The organism is Xanthomonas sp. WHRI 7065, assembly GCF_040203115.2.
GTDB lineage: Bacteria > Pseudomonadota > Gammaproteobacteria > Xanthomonadales > Xanthomonadaceae > Xanthomonas > Xanthomonas arboricola.
Map to the genome: position 1 here is coordinate 498,236 of NZ_CP168194.1, position 14,624 is coordinate 512,859.

The following is a 14,624-nucleotide window of genomic DNA, read 5'->3' on the forward strand; positions in this document are numbered from 1 at the left end:
GCCGGCACCGACGACCGGTGCCGGACGTTCGATTCGCGGTTAGGCGGCGTGCTCGCAGGCCGTGCTGCGGGTGATTTCCGCATGCACGGTGCCGGGGTGGTCGTGCTCGGCGGCGTCCACGGTGATCTGCATCGGGCGCAGGCCCAGGCGCTGGAACAGGGCCTGGTCGCGTTCGGTGTCCGGGTTGCCGGTGGTGAGCAGTTTCTCGCCGTAGAAGATCGAGTTGGCACCGGCCAGGAAGCACAGCGCCTGCAGTTCGTCGCTCATCGCCTCGCGGCCGGCGGACAGGCGCACCATCGAACGCGGCATCGTGATGCGGGCGACCGCGATCATGCGCACGAACTCGAACGGGTCCAGTTGCTGGGTGCCGTGCAGCGGGGTGCCGGCGACCTGGACCAGCTGGTTGATCGGGACCGAATCCGGATGCGCCGGCAGCGTGGCCAGCGCCAGCAGCAGGCCGATGCGGTGCTCGCGGGTTTCGCCCATGCCGACGATGCCGCCGCAGCAGGTCTTCAGGCCGACATCGCGCACATGCTCCAGCGTGTTCAGGCGGTCCTGATACTGGCGGGTGTGGATGATCGAGTCGTAGTAATCCGGCGCGGTGTCCAGATTGTGGTTGTAGTAGTCCAGCCCGGCGTCCTTGAGCGCGCGTGCCTGGCCGGCGTCGAGCATGCCGAGCGTGGCGCAGGTTTCCAGGCCCATCGCCTTGACCTCGCGGATCATCGCCGCGACCTTGGGGATGTCGCGCTCCTTGGGCGAGCGCCAGGCCGCGCCCATGCAGAAGCGCGAGGCGCCAGCGGCTTTGGCCTGGCGTGCCTTGGCGACGACCTCTTCGGTCTCCATCAGCTTCTGCGCGGTCACGCCGGTGTCGTAGCGCTGCGCCTGCGGGCAGTACGCGCAGTCTTCCGGGCAGCCGCCGGTCTTGACCGACAGCAGCGTGGACACCTGCACCTGCGCCGGATCGAAATGGGCGCGATGCACGCTGGCGGCGCGGTGCAGCAGCTCCGGAAACGGCAGATCGAACAGCGCCTGCAGCTCTTTGCGATCCCAGTCATGGCGTACGACAACAGACATCGGGGTTTCCTGACAGTCAGCGGCTTGGAAGCCAGGCAGTCTGGTGAGCATGGAAGAGGCTGTCAACTTCGAAGATGTCAACTCGGTTTACAGGTGGCCGCGCCGGGTGTTGCGGCTGCTGCTGCCGAGCCGATGCCTGGTGTGCGCGGAACCCGGCAGCGCCGATTGCGATCTGTGCCCGTCGTGTCGCGCCGCGTTACCGGATCACGGGCACGCCTGCCTGTGTTGCGCAACGCAGCTACACGTCTGCGGTGGCGCGCTGCTGTGCGGGCAGTGCCTGCAGCACCCGCCACCGCTGCAGCGCGTGCATGCGTGTTTCACCTATCGCTGGCCGGTGGATGGGCTGCTGCGCCGCTTCAAGTTTCATCAGGACCTAGCTGCCGGGCGCTTGCTCAGCGAGTTGATGGTCTGGCGTTGCGCAGGCCTGCCGCGTCCGCAGGCGCTGGTGCCGGTGAGTCTGCACCGGCAGCGCTTGCGCCAGCGTGGTTACGATCAGGCGCTGGAGCTGGCCAGACCGCTCGGCCGCGCGCTGCGGCTGCCCTGCCTGCCATTGCTGCGCCGGGTCCGCGCGACCGCGCCGCAATCGGAGCTGGATGCGGCCGAGCGTCAGCGCAATCTGCGCCAGGCCTTTGTCGCGCGTGGTGCCTTGCCCGCGCATGTGGCACTGGTGGATGACGTGATGACCACCGGTGCGACGCTGCATGCGGCGGCGCAGGCCCTGCATCGGGCCGGTGTGCAGCGGGTGGATGCGTGGGTATGCGCGCGGGTGCCGTGAGGCCTGGTGGGCTGGGGGTTGCGAGCTGCTGCATGGGGACTTCGCCCGTACCCTCACCCCCAACCCCTCTCCCGCGGGGAGAGGGGCTTAAGCCGAGGCGATTGACCTGTGTGCGCGTCAGCGCACTGCCATCGCCGCGGCGATACCGACGAAGATCGCCAGGCCCACCCAGTTGTTGTGCAGGAAGGCGCGGAAGCACGGGCCGCGTTCGCGGTGGCGGGCGAGGCGGAACTCGTAGGCCACCAGCAGTGCGGCCACGCCCAGCCCCGCCCAGTACGCGATACCGAGACCGGCGCGCAGGCCGACCAGCGCCAATGCAGCAAACATTGATGCGTACAGCAGGCCCTGCGCAATCAGGTCGAACCTGCCGAACAGGATGGCGGTGGACTTGCTGCCCATGCGGATGTCGTCCTCGCGGTCGACCATCGCATACCAGGTGTCGTAGGCCGTGGCCCAGAGGATGTTGGCCGCATACAGCAGCCAGCCCAGCAGCGGCACGCTGCCCTGCACCGCGGCGAAGGCCATCGGGATGCCCCAGCCAAAGGCCATGCCCAGATAGACCTGGGGCAGGTGGGTGTGGCGTTTGAGATAGGGATAGCTGGCGGCCAGGAACACGCCCGGCACGCTCAGGGCCACGGTCAGCCAGTTGAGCGTGAGCACCAGCGCGAATGCCACCAGCATCAGCACCACGAACACCCACAGCGCCTCGCGCCCGGACACCGCGCCGGTGGCCAGCGGGCGCGACTTGGTGCGCTCCACATGCGGGTCCAGCCAGCGGTCGGCATAGTCGTTGATCACGCAGCCGGCCGAGCGGGTCAGCCAGACCCCGGCGGTGAACACAAACAGCGTCCATAGCGGCGGCAGGCCATCGGCGGCCAGCCACAACGCCCACCAGGTGGGCCATAGCAACAGCAGGCTGCCGATCGGACGATCGCCGCGGACCAACGTCCAGTACTGCCCCAGTCGCTGCGGCCAGGTCAGCGCGGGCGCTGTCGGCAGCTGTTCAATACCATGCTTGCTCATGCTGCAAAGGGTAGCAGCGCGGCTCGGCTGCGGTCATGCGCTGGGTGACGATCGAGCCAGGCATCGTCCAGCCTTCCGGGCGGCTGCGCGAGCTCGCGCCAGGCACCTCCGCGCCGGCGCTCGCTCTGGACTGGGCTCCATCGGCAATGCAGCGGTGCCCGGCCGTTCGGCAGGCCCCGCGTTGCGGGTGTCACGCGCGCGGCGGTGGTTCTGGCATAATGCCCGACCAGGCGCTCGTAGCTCAGCCGGATAGAGTAGTGGCTTCCGAAGCCATTGGTCGGGGGTTCGAATCCCTCCGGGCGCACCAGATCAAAACCCATCGGCCCGCTGCAGTGACACTGCAGCGGGCCGATGGCGTTTCTGGATCAGGGGTTGGTGCCGGCTGATGTATCAATGCGTGGTTGCGCTGCGGTGCCAACGATGCAGCGGTTGGCAGGGGGCGCCTGGCGCCACCCTGCCCAGGCGCGGATCAGAGCATTTCCGGCGGCGGTGCGGTGGCCTTGGCGTGCTGCTTGCCACGTGCGTGTTCGATGGCGGTGCGCAGCTTGCGTGCGGCGCCGGTGACGGCCGAGGCGGTGGTTTCGGCGCTATTGGTGGCCGCGATCGGCGGCAGGCCGGCGACGTGCGCCTCGATGCTGCAGGTTCGATCCGCTGCGCCGCCGCGCTGGCCGTTTTCATCGCGCAAATGCACTTCGACGCGGGTGATGTCGTTGGCGAAATGCGCCAGCTGGGCGGAGCAGGTCTTCTCGACATGCTGCACGACTGAGGGGTCATGCGGCACGTGCTTGTCGGTCTGGATCTGAATCTGCATAGAGTGTTCTCCTTCGCGGTCATCCGCTGCGTCTGCCGTAGCGGTGACTCGATTCTGCGACAGCGCACCGTTGCCGCGAGGTGACAAGCTGCACCGCGTTCATGCTCAGGTCGGGATGGCCGGACGGTGCATCCACTGCGACGGGCAGCGCTGTCACCGCATCGCGAAAGAACCTGCGATCGCGCAGTAACAGCCGCTGCTGGCGAGCTCTGCCGGGCTGAACCCGCACGGCAGCTTCGATCCGCCTGGCTGGAAGCAGTGGATTAAGATGCCGGCACCGCGCTGGTGTGCGCCTGTCCGATCTCTGCCTGTGTCCGAATTCCGAGTTGCCCTGGGTGCCCGTCGCGGCATGTTGCAGCGTGTGCTGTTGCTGGTCGCGTTGTGGATGGTGTGCATGGGCGCCGCCGTGGCGCAGGACGACGACACGCTGCTGGAGACCGCACAGACTCAGCTCGACAACATGCAGAAGGTGCTGACCCAGGCCGACGCGGGCATGGAGAAGGCCGACACCGAGCAGCTCGGCAAGCTCACCGACGATGTCGCCGGCGCGCAGCGGCAGGCGCAGGATCTGGTGCGCACGCTGGAGCAACCGCTCAAGGAGCTCAACGGGCGACTGGAGGGGCTCGGTGTCGCCGCGCCGAACGAACCGGCCGATCTGGCAAAACAGCGCAAGGCGCTGACTAAGGAGCGCGATCAGCTCAATGCCGAGTTCATCCGGGCCACGCTGCTGGTCTCCAATGCCAAGGAATTGGCCGACCGGCTCGAACGCGAGCGCGTGCAACGCTTCAGCGTGAAGCTCTCCACGCGGGTCGCCTCGCCGTTGTCGCCGACCTTGTGGAAACAGATCGCGCAGCAATGGCCCGACGATCGTGCCCGCCTGCAGGCCTTGTCCGACAAGACGGTGCAGATGGTGCAGGCAGGCATCGCCGCCAACGGCGTGGGCGGGCTGATGACCGCTGCCGTCATCGCGTTGCTGCTGGCGCTTCCGCTGCGCATCTTCCTGCGCCACCTGGGGCGTCGCTACGCGGCTTCACGTGCGCCCGGCGGACGCCTGCGACGCTCGGGGCTGGCACTGTGGTTTCTGTTGGTCGGCACGCTGACTCTGGGGATTGCGGCATTCGTGCTGGTCGAGGGCATCCGCGCGCTCGGCGAGCTGCCCGACGATCTGGACCAGTTGCTGACCGGATTCGTCGCCATCAGCGTGGTGGCCGCCTTCGTCGGTTCGCTCAGTGCCAGCCTGTTGATGAAACACCAGCCCAGCTGGCGTCTGTTCCCGCTGGACGATGCCACTGTCGACCGCCTGCGCGCGCATTGCCTGGCCACTGCGGCGGTGATCTGGTTCAGCGGCATGGCGATGAAGATCAACGAGGTGGCCGGCAGCAGCCCCGCACTGACCACTGCCACCGATGCGCTGGCCGCGTTGCTGTACGCGGGGTTGATCCTGTCGGCGTTGGCCGGGCTGAGCCTGTCCTTGCGCGCGCATGCGGCAAATGCCGGGGTGGCCGATCCGGACAGCGATGCGCCGCCGCCGGTGGTCTCGCGTGGTGGCGGCTTTATCGTGCTGATCCGCCTGCTGGGCCATCTGGCAGTGATCTTTGCGCTGATTGCGGCCTTGTTCGGCTATCTCAATCTGGCCTTGTTCGTGGAGCGGCAGATCATCTGGATCACCCTGGTATGCAGCCTGCTCGGCCTGCTGGTGGTCTTTGCCGACGATCTGATGACCTGGCTGTTCAAGCCCGACGGCCGCTTCAGCCGGGCCTTGTCGCATGCGCTCAGCATCGGCAGCGGACGCTTGGTGCAGCTCGGGCTGCTGATATCGGCGGCGACTCGCGTGCTGCTGGTGCTGCTGGGTATCGCGGTGCTGCTGACGCCGTATGGCGCCAACATCAGCGTGGTCACCGACTGGGCGGAGAACATCGCGCACGGCATCACCATCGGCAAGGAACTGGTGATCACCCCGGGCGATGTGTTCAGGGCGCTGTGCGTGTTCCTGCTCGGGATGGGGCTGGTGCACGTGGTGCAGCAGTGGCTGCTCAACACCTATCTGCCCAAGACCGAGCTCGATGACGGTGCGCGCAATTCCATCAGCACGGTGGCGCGCTACCTGGGCTGGCTGATCGTGGTGGTGTGGGGCCTGACTGCATTGGGCCTGGATCTGAAGCGGCTTGCGCTGGTGTTGAGCGCGCTGTCGGTGGGTATCGGTTTCGGTCTGCAGGCGATCACGCAGAACTTCGTGTCGGGCCTGATCCTGCTGGCCGAGCGGCCGGTGAAGATCGGCGATTGGGTGCGTATCGGCGATCAGGAGGGCGACGTGCGCAAGATCAGCGTGCGTGCGACCGAGATCCAGGTCGGCGACCGCTCCACCTTGATCGTGCCCAACTCGGAATTGATCACCAAGAGTGTGCGCAACATGACCCTGTCCAACCCGATGGGGCGGGTGCAGCTGCAGTTCTCGGTGCCGCTGGAAACCGACGTGGCAAAGGTGCGCAACATGCTGCTGGACCTGTTCGCCGAGCACACCAAGGTGCTGGCCGATCCGGCCCCCTCGGTGTTCATCGATTCGCTGGCCGGCGGGCACGTCAACTTCAATTCGTTCGCCTATGTGCGCAGCCCGCGCGATTCGTACGGGGTGCGCAGCGAGCTGTTCTTCGCGTTATTGCAGCGGATGGAAACGGCGGGGATTGCACTGCAATCGCCGCAGGAAATTCGCTTCAGCCGTGCAGGTGCCGCGGTGGCGCGCGATCCGGCCGATGGCACGCCTGCATCGGAAGATTGAGTCGGCGCGTGGATGCAGCGCGCGGGAGGGGGCGCTGCAGTGGGGCTTCGGATCTGCCGCGCTACAACTGAGTTATCCGAACCGTCCAACTGTTCCAAACAACCGGGATTTCGGGTGTTGGCGTTGTTTAGATACGGTCAAACGCCTAGGTCAAAAGCTGGTTGGTCGAGCGTGCGGTGCCCTCACCGCTTGCGGGACACGCCGTGAATCCGTCCATGGAGGCTCCTTGGCGGCATCCATGCCGCCAAGGGTCCCGCAACCGGCAAGGACACCGCACCAGAAAGTTGCTCGGCTGCTTTTTTGAAAGCGTATCGCCCGGTTTGCACTGCGATAGGCGAATAAAAAGGTTGCAGGTCGCGTTTTGAAAACCTGCCCAATGCTCAACTTGCGATGCAAGGCTGCTCGCACGCACAGTGATCGAACAACGCAGTTCTCGCTCTATGCACACCGACCATCCCGACAGGTCCTTGCCTGCTCACCGTCGCGGGACCTTACGCGGCATGGATGCCGCGTAAGAGCCTACAAGGACGTACTTGCGGCGTGTCCTGCGATGGTGGGCGGGCAAGGGCCCGCAGCCAGGCCACAGATCGCACGCTTCGAGTTTGCTCTTGAGCTTCGCCTTTGCCTTTGCCTCATCCAAATCGCCCGGCCTAGGACCAAAATGAAAGCCAGACTCAGGAGCGATCCGCGACCTGGGTCTGCTTCACCAGGGCCAGGTCGTCCACGCTGACGTCTTCGGTGTAGTCCAGCCAGGCGCGGATTTCTAGATCGTCCACCGCATGTTCCAGGCCTACCGGCATGCGGATGCGACCGGCCGCATCGGGCACCACCCATTGCTGGGCCAGCACCACCTTGCGCTCCGACGAGACTGCCTCTACCCAGAATGCACGCGTTGGCCGGCGCTTGGCGTACAGCTCCAGCATGTAACGACCGGCTTCGGTCTTGCGCGCGGCCTGGGTGAGCATGATCGGCTGGCGCACGCGTGGGCGCGGACCTTGCTGGCTGGCCTCCAGCGGCGCATCCACGGCGATGCCGCGGGTCAGGTCCGGGTCGCGGTACAGCTTCATGCTCTGGTGGCGGTCGACCACCAGCGCGCACCAATCGCCATCGGCCGAGCCGTCCTCGAACGCCGTGCAGCGATCCACATAGGCCAGCGTGCCCTCGGTGTGGGTGCGGTCGAACTGGCGCGAGGTGTTTTCCAGATAGACGGTTTTGAGGTTGGTGTCGTCGTCGTATTCCAGCAGCACCGGCGGGCGCACCTGCTGCACGCCCACCACCACATCGCCATTGCCGTTGATGCGCAGCATGCGGGTGCTGCGCCCGGTCCACAGCGTGCGTGCGTAAGCGAGATAGCGCGGGTAGTCCTTGCCGCTGTCGCGGCTGGCCGCAACGCTGGCGCTGGGGGGCGCATCGTTGGCCAGCAGCGAGCGGCCGAAGCCCAGCGTGCGCATGCCCGGCTCCAGCAACTGCAGCAGCGTCGCACCCGAATCCAGCGTGCTGCCGGCGCGTGTGACCACTTGCTGCGGGGCGATGTCCTTGCCCAGGAACAGCAGCAGATTTTCGCGCTTCTGCTTGGCCAGGACGTCGCTGAGATCGTTGGGCATCGCCAGGTGATCGGAGGCGATCACGATGATGGTGTTCTTGCCGTAGCGGCTATTGCGAATGCGCGCGACCAGCTCGCCGATCAGCCGGTCGCTGCACTTGAGCGCATGCAGCAGCCCGATGTCGCCCAACGCGCTGTCGTAGTGCTGGCCCTTGCACGCCAGCGGCAGATGGCCGGCAGGGTGGTGGGTGTCCATGGTCAGCGTGGTGAGCATGAATGGCTGGCCAGCGCGCGACAGCGTCTGGAAGCTGTCCCAGGCATCGTCCAGCAGCACGTCGTCATGCACGCCCCAGGCGGAAAAGTGTTTCGGCGCCACGCCCTTGTCGCGGAAGTAGCTGACGTCGTGCACCACGTCGAAGCCATGGCTGGACAGAAAACTGCCCTTGCCGGCAAAGCTGGCATCGGCGCCGCCGACATAGTGATTGCGGTAGCCCTGATCCTTGAGATAGTCGCCCAGGCAGCGCGCTTCCGGCAGGAACAGGCCCATGCGGCCCATGCTGTTTTCATCGCCGGGCGCGGTGGTCAGCGGCACGCCGCACATCGAGGCGACCATGCCGGCGATGGTCCAGCCGCTGCCCTCGGTGGAGGTGAGGTTGCGCACGTCCACCGCCTCGCTGGCCAGCGCGCGCAGGTTGGGCATCAGGCCGGGAAACACGTCTTCGTCGAAGTAGGTGCGTTCCAGGCTCTCGCCGTAGATCCACACGATGTTCTTGCGCTTCTGCAGGGGCTGCTGCGGCACCAGATATTCCGGTACCACGGTGGCGTAATCCACCGGGCGCAGCTGGTAGTACAGGCGTTTGCCGTCGCGGTACAAGGGGCTGACCGCGATGCTCACCAGCAACATCACCACGAAGCCACCGAATACCGCATTGCCGCCACGCGGGCGACGGAAACGTCGCACCCTGAGCAACACCAGCGGGCTGAGCGACAGCAGCACCATGCCGATAAACACGGCGATATAGCCGGAGAAATCGCTGACGCCGGCACCGTCCATGTCCGCGCGCAGGTGATACAGCGTGGCGGCGTTGATGCCGTCGCCGCTGAGGCGATCCACCAGGCCCCAGGCGCTGAGCAACAGCAGCAGCAACGACAACAATCCGGCCTTCAGCCACGCCAGACGCGGCGAGGCGACCAATAGCCAAAGCAGGAGCAACAGCGAAAACAACAACATCCAATGCATGCGGCAGCGTCCGTGGGGGAATGATGCGAGCGCGTACCGGACGCCTTGCTCGCCATGTCCTGTGCGCCACACCCAATGTGACACCCGGATGACGGACTATGCCGCGCTGAAGCTGACTGAAATGTTTGTTGGAGTTGAGCCCTTGTCGCAGCGCGGCGGATAGCGCGCGCTGACGATCAGCTGGTCGCGGTGGCGCTCGCTGAGGGATCCACGGTTTCTGTACTCCGCATCTGGCGCGGTTCTCGCGTATAGGCGATGTCTCTATAACGCTACATCGCCCGACCCACGTTGACAGCTTGACGCGGCGGTCTTTGCATGCGACGCCGGTTAAGCCGCGTCGCGCCCGGGTGCGCTCCTACGCGGGGGTGTGGCGCTATCGATGCCCGCGTTCTTCGCGTGCACGCACGCGGCGGTCGAACAGCAGCGCGCTGAGCACGATGCCCAGGCCCAGCACGACGCCGAGCAGGAACAGCACCATCGCGATCGCCGGATAGCCCCACAGCTTCAAGCCGGTTTCGATACGCATCATCTGCGCCGAGGCCATGATCAGCGCCGCAGTCACGATGCCGGCCGCCACGCGGTTGGCGATCTTCTGCAGGCTTTCCATCAGATGCGATTCTTCCAGCCCGGTGACGCGCATCTGCAGGCGGTTTTCCGCCGCCAGCGACAGGATCTCGGACATGCGGCGCGGTCCTTCGCGCACCAGATGCTGCAGTTCCATCGCCTCGCTGGCCAGATTGGCCGCCGACAGGGATTTTTTCAGGCGCGCGCGCATCACATGCTGCAGGTGGCGCTCGACGACGCGGCGCGTGTCCAGGTGCGGCGACAGCGTGCGGCACACGCCTTCCAGGTTCAACAAGGTCTTGCCGAGCAGGCTCAGCTCCGGCGGCGTGCGCAAGCCGTTGGCGGTGGCGATGCGCACCAGATCCAGCACCACGCGGCCCTCGGAGGTGGTGTCGTGCGCGGCGTAGCGGGCGATCATCTGCCCGGTTTCGCGCTGGTAGCGGTCTTCGTCGTAATCCTCCAGGCGCGTGCTCAGCGCGATGGTCTCTTCGGCGACCTCTTCGCCGCGGCCGTCGACCGCGGCGAACAGTAGCTTGAGCAAGCGCTCGCGCAGGCGCGGCGGCACATGCGCGACCATGCCCAGGTCGAAGATCGCCAGGCGCCCGTCCTGCAGCACACGCAGGTTGCCCGGATGCGGGTCGGCGTGGATTTCGCCATGCACGAACATCTGGTCCAGGTAGCCCTTGACCAGCTCTGCGGCCAGCTTGTCCATCGGCTGCTCGGTGCGGCGCAGGCCGGAGATCTTGTCCACGCGCACGCCTTCGGCCAGCTGCATGGTCAGCACCTTGCGGCTGCTCAGGTCCCACACCGGTTGCGGGACCCACAACAGCGGAAACGGCTTGAGATGCTTGCCGAAGCGCACCAGCGTCTCGGCCTCGTCCTCGTAATTGAGCTCGGCACGCAGGGTCTTGCCGAATTCGCCCAGCCAGTCGGCAAAGCGCACGCGCCGGCCGATGCCGGTCAGGCGGTCGGCGGCGGTGGCAAAGCTCTTGAGCACGTCCAGATCCGAACGCACCTGGGCGGCGACTTCGGGCTTTTGCACCTTGATCGCCACCGGGGTGCCGTCGCGTAGGGCGGCGCGGTGCACCTGCGCCAGCGAGGCGCAGCCCAGCGGCACCGGATCGAAAAACGAGAACGCCTTGTTGACCGATACGCCGAGTTCTTCTTCGATGATCTGGCGGATGCGCTCCACCGGCACCGAACTGGTGTTCTCCTGCATGCGTTCCAGCGCCGTGGCGAACTCCGGCGGCACGATGTCCGGCCGCGTGGACAGCATCTGGCCGAGCTTGACGAAGGTGGGGCCGAGCGCTTCCAGGTCGGAGACGAACTGGTCGGGCGTGCCTTCGGCGGGCACTTCGTACTCGTTGATCGCAGCCGGATCCAGGTTCATGCCGGCAAACACGCCCGACCCGCGATACCGCAGCAACAGGCGCAGGATTTGCGTGCGACGGCTCATGCCGCCCACCACGCCGGTGTCGGCGGGGATCGCGGCCTGGGCCGGTGTGCGGTACGGGTCGTTCGGACTCAAGGCCATCTCCGGCGGTCGTGCAAGAGCGCGAGTGTGGCCAGCGGCGGGTCGTCGGGCGGTGAATCCAGACGTGTTGCCATGGCGTAGTCGGGTGCGGCTCGGGGCCGGCGGGCATGGCCGGATCGTGCGGCCGGCGGGCATCGGCATCAAGCGCCAACGGTCGGCAACGGCGTGCAACGGCCTGCCATCACCCCATACGGGCGCAGGATCGGCGAGAATCCACCGCCACTCACGAAGGACCTCCGCATGGCCGGTGCCAGCCTGTTCACCCTGCTCGACGACATCGCCACGCTGCTGGACGACGTTTCCATCCTGACCAAGGTCGCGGCCAAGAAGACCGCTGGCGTCCTGGGCGACGACCTGGCGCTCAATGCGCAGCAGGTCACCGGCGTCACCGCCGACCGCGAGCTGCCGGTGGTGTGGGCGGTGGCCAAGGGCTCGCTGATGAACAAGGTGATCCTGGTGCCGGCGGCGCTGGCGATCAGCGCCCTGGAAGCCTGGCTGCGCGGGCGCGGCTACAACGTGCCGCTGGTGATGCCGCTGATGATGATCGGCGGTGCCTACCTGTGCTTCGAGGGCGTGGAGAAGCTGGCGCACAAGTTCCTGCACAACCAGGACGAGGAAGCGCAGCGGCATGCCGAGCGCACCCGCGCGCTGGCCGACCAGAACGTGGACGTGGTGGCGCTGGAAAAGGACAAGGTCAAGGGCGCGATCCGCACCGACTTCATCCTGTCGGCGGAGATCATCGTGCTGTCGCTGGGCGTGGTGGCCGGGGTGTCGTTCGGCCAGCAGGTCGCGGTGCTGGTGGCGATCGCGCTGGCGATGACCATCGGCGTGTACGGCCTGGTCGCGGCCATCGTCAAGCTGGACGACCTGGGTCTGTACCTGAGCAAGAAGGGCGCGGCGTTGGCAGCGCTGGGCCGCGGCATCCTGGTGGCCGCGCCGTGGCTGATGAAGTTCCTGTCGGTGGCCGGCACGCTGGCGATGTTCCTGGTCGGCGGCGGCATCCTGGTGCACAACATCCCGGCGCTGCATCACCTGGTGCAGGATCTGGCCAAGTCGGCCGGCGGCATGGGCTGGCTGGTCGATGCACTGGGCAACATGCTGGTCGGCGTGATTGCCGGTGCCATCGTGCTGGGCGCGGTGATGCTGTTCCAGAAGCTGCGCGGGAAGCCGGCGGCGCACTGACGCCGTCCCGCGGCGGGCTAGGGGAGCCCCTGGCCGCCGCACGGAAGCGCATGGTCGTGGTGGGGCTAGGCGGCAACCGAAGGACCTGCGGCGCCTCTGCGTCATGCGCCGGTAACCCGGTCCGACCGGTCGATGCGGCAGACCGCGTTCGCGGCTAGTCGGCGCTGATCACCCGATTCTTGCCGGCCGCCTTGGCGTCGTACATGGCGCGGTCGGCACGGCGGATCACATCGTCCTGGGCCTCGTCGAGATGGCGCAGTGCCACGCCGCCGCTGAAGCTGACGAACACGCGCACGTCCTCGTGCAGCAACGAGCGCTGGGCCAGTGCGCGCTGCAGGCGGATCACCGCCGCGCTGGCTTCGAAGATGGTGGAGTCCGGCAGCAGCAGCACAAACTCCTCGCCGCCGAAGCGGGCGATGGCATCGGTGGTGCGCAGCACCGACTTGGCCACGTCCACGGTATGGCGCAGCGCGGCGTCGCCACCGGCGTGGCCGTGGGTCTCGTTGAGGCGGCGGAAATCGTCAAGATCCAGCATCGCCACGCACAACGGTTGCCCGCCGCGCTGGGTGCGTGCGGCCTCGCGCTGGAACAGTTCCTCGAAGCCACGGCGGTTCAGCGCGCCGGTCAGCTGATCTTCGCGCACCAGCCCGGCCACGTCCCTGAGTTCCTGTTCGAGCGAGGCGATGCGCTGCTCGGCGTCCTCGACCTGGCGGCGTGCGGCCAGCAGTTCGTCGCGCGCGGCCAGTGCCTGCGCCTGCACCCCGGCGGTGTCCTGTAGCACGTCCTGCAACAGCCGGTTGAGGTCGGGAATGCTGCGAGCGTCGCCGATCGCCTGCGAATAGCCGGCAACGCGATCGTGGTACTCGCCGGTGCTAGTGGCCATACCGTCGAGCCGGTCGACGAAGGACACCATCATCTCGCGCATCGCGGTCTTGGAGTCGGCAATGCCTTGCTTGAGCAGGCCCTGCTTGTAGATGACCTCGCGCAAGGTGCCGCGTGCCTGTTCGATCGAGCCGACATCCAGCGGCCCGGAGATCAGCTGCCGCACCACCGAGATCTGCCCCTGCAGCCAGCTGCGATCGTCGAGCAGTTCGCCGACGTTCTCCAACAACAGGTCGAACAGGCCGAGCAGCAGGTTCTGCTGCTCGCTGGCATCTTCGGCACGCAGGCCGATCTGATGACTCAGTTCGCGCAGGCGCTGTTCCAGGGTGATCAGCTCATGGCCGGGGCGCCAGTGGCGCAGTGCCGATGCCAGGGTCTGCGCTTCCTCGGCCAGTTCCGGGCTGCGTTGCAGCAGCGTGGACAGGGCATTGCCCAGCGCGTGCCGCAGCAGGTCGCGCAGTTGCTCGGCTTCGGTGCGTCCTTCGGCCAGCGAGTCGCCGGTATCGATGGTGCGGATGTACTTGTCGATCAGTTGCCGCAAGGCGCGGCCATAGCCGGGCCAGTCGCCGGCCGCATAGGCCGCGCTCAGGCGCACCCCCATGTCGCCGAGTTCGCCATGCAGGCTGGTGATGCCTTCGGCAAAGGCCAGCAGCAAGGCCTCCGGATGCGCGGCGTGCGAGAACAGCCGCATCAACAGGGCGGTTGCGGCCGCCGGGTCGTGCGCGCCGGACTTGTTCTTGGCCGGCACCAGCTGATGCGCGGCCAGGCCGTGCCCGCCGCGCTCGCTGCCGATCACGCTGGGCAAGGCGGCGGCCGGGCGCGCGCTGTCCGCCCCGCCCCAGGGCAACAGGCGGCGCAGCCCGCCACGTGGGCGGCTTGGAAGTTCAGGCTGGTCTGCCATGCGCCGGGATCTCGGAAAGTCGTGGTGCCATCGCTGATTATCGGCGCGCAGGCGTCGCGCTTAAGCGGTCTGGGCAGTTCTGCGCAGTTCCGGCGTGCCCGCCCGATGCCAGGCGGTGGGCGATGCGCGACCTGCGCGCATGCCTGAACAAGTCAGGCGGATGATGGCGGGCGCCGCCGTCAACGCCCGCTTTCGGTGCGTTTCAACAACCGCGCACCACGGCAGGGATGTCATCGCACTGCAATGCGCCGCTTATGCCAGTAGGCATGCGCAACCATGCGCAAGGGAATGTAGCTGTCGCAGAAAAGTCAGCACGTAT

At 66.8% G+C, this 14,624-nt stretch carries 9 protein-coding genes and 1 tRNA gene; 4 read left to right on the top strand and 6 right to left on the bottom strand.

Annotation, left to right across the window (positions count from 1 at the left end):
* Positions 1 to 39: 39 nt before the first annotated feature.
* Positions 40 to 1,074: a biotin synthase BioB gene (gene bioB / locus ABQY64_RS02145; protein WP_047124578.1), complete on the bottom strand. Its 1,035-nt coding sequence runs from the start codon at positions 1,072 to 1,074 to the stop codon at positions 40 to 42.
* 49 nt (positions 1,075 to 1,123) lie between these two features.
* Between bioB and ABQY64_RS02150 the strand changes: the two genes are divergently transcribed.
* Complete coding sequence (locus tag ABQY64_RS02150) at positions 1,124 to 1,849, top strand: ComF family protein (protein ID WP_349780777.1); 726 nt, start codon at positions 1,124 to 1,126, stop codon at positions 1,847 to 1,849.
* Positions 1,850 to 1,966: 117 nt separating this feature from the next.
* Here the strand turns inward: ABQY64_RS02150 and ubiA are convergent, their stop codons facing one another.
* Positions 1,967 to 2,872: a 4-hydroxybenzoate octaprenyltransferase gene (ubiA, locus tag ABQY64_RS02155; protein WP_349780778.1), complete on the bottom strand. Its 906-nt coding sequence runs from the start codon at positions 2,870 to 2,872 to the stop codon at positions 1,967 to 1,969.
* Positions 2,873 to 3,102: 230 nt separating this feature from the next.
* Here ubiA and ABQY64_RS02160 point away from each other — a divergent pair.
* A tRNA-Arg gene (locus ABQY64_RS02160) sits at positions 3,103 to 3,179 on the top strand.
* A gap of 162 nt (positions 3,180 to 3,341) precedes the next feature.
* On the opposite strand, the gene ABQY64_RS02165 is transcribed toward ABQY64_RS02160, so the two are convergent.
* Positions 3,342 to 3,683 carry an HPF/RaiA family ribosome-associated protein gene (locus ABQY64_RS02165; protein ID WP_016903259.1) on the bottom strand — a complete coding sequence of 114 codons (342 nt, stop codon included), beginning with the start codon at positions 3,681 to 3,683 and terminating at the stop codon, positions 3,342 to 3,344.
* 352 nt (positions 3,684 to 4,035) lie between these two features.
* On the opposite strand from ABQY64_RS02165, the gene ABQY64_RS02170 reads away from it, so the two are divergent.
* The gene (locus ABQY64_RS02170) at positions 4,036 to 6,459 is read left to right on the top strand and encodes a DUF3772 domain-containing protein (protein WP_349780779.1); all 2,424 of its coding nucleotides are present in this window, start codon (positions 4,036 to 4,038) and stop codon (positions 6,457 to 6,459) included.
* Positions 6,460 to 7,133: 674 nt separating this feature from the next.
* On the opposite strand, the gene ABQY64_RS02175 is transcribed toward ABQY64_RS02170, so the two are convergent.
* Both ABQY64_RS02175 and ABQY64_RS02180 read right to left on the bottom strand, forming a co-directional pair.
* On the bottom strand, positions 7,134 to 9,242 hold the full coding sequence (locus ABQY64_RS02175; protein ID WP_016901677.1) for a phosphoglycerol transferase I: 2,109 nt from the start codon (positions 9,240 to 9,242) through the stop codon (positions 7,134 to 7,136).
* A gap of 373 nt (positions 9,243 to 9,615) precedes the next feature.
* A complete protein-coding gene (locus ABQY64_RS02180) occupies positions 9,616 to 11,340 on the bottom strand; it encodes an AarF/ABC1/UbiB kinase family protein (protein WP_047126236.1) in 1,725 nt (574 codons plus the stop codon).
* Positions 11,341 to 11,580: 240 nt separating this feature from the next.
* On the opposite strand from ABQY64_RS02180, the gene ABQY64_RS02185 reads away from it, so the two are divergent.
* Complete coding sequence (locus ABQY64_RS02185) at positions 11,581 to 12,522, top strand: DUF808 domain-containing protein (protein ID WP_053046019.1); 942 nt, start codon at positions 11,581 to 11,583, stop codon at positions 12,520 to 12,522.
* Positions 12,523 to 12,676: 154 nt separating this feature from the next.
* Here the strand turns inward: ABQY64_RS02185 and ABQY64_RS02190 are convergent, their stop codons facing one another.
* Entirely contained in the window at positions 12,677 to 14,305 is a 1,629-nt protein-coding gene (locus ABQY64_RS02190; RefSeq protein ID WP_026064139.1) for a GGDEF domain-containing protein, read from the bottom strand.
* Between the last annotated feature and the right edge of the window lie 319 nt (positions 14,306 to 14,624).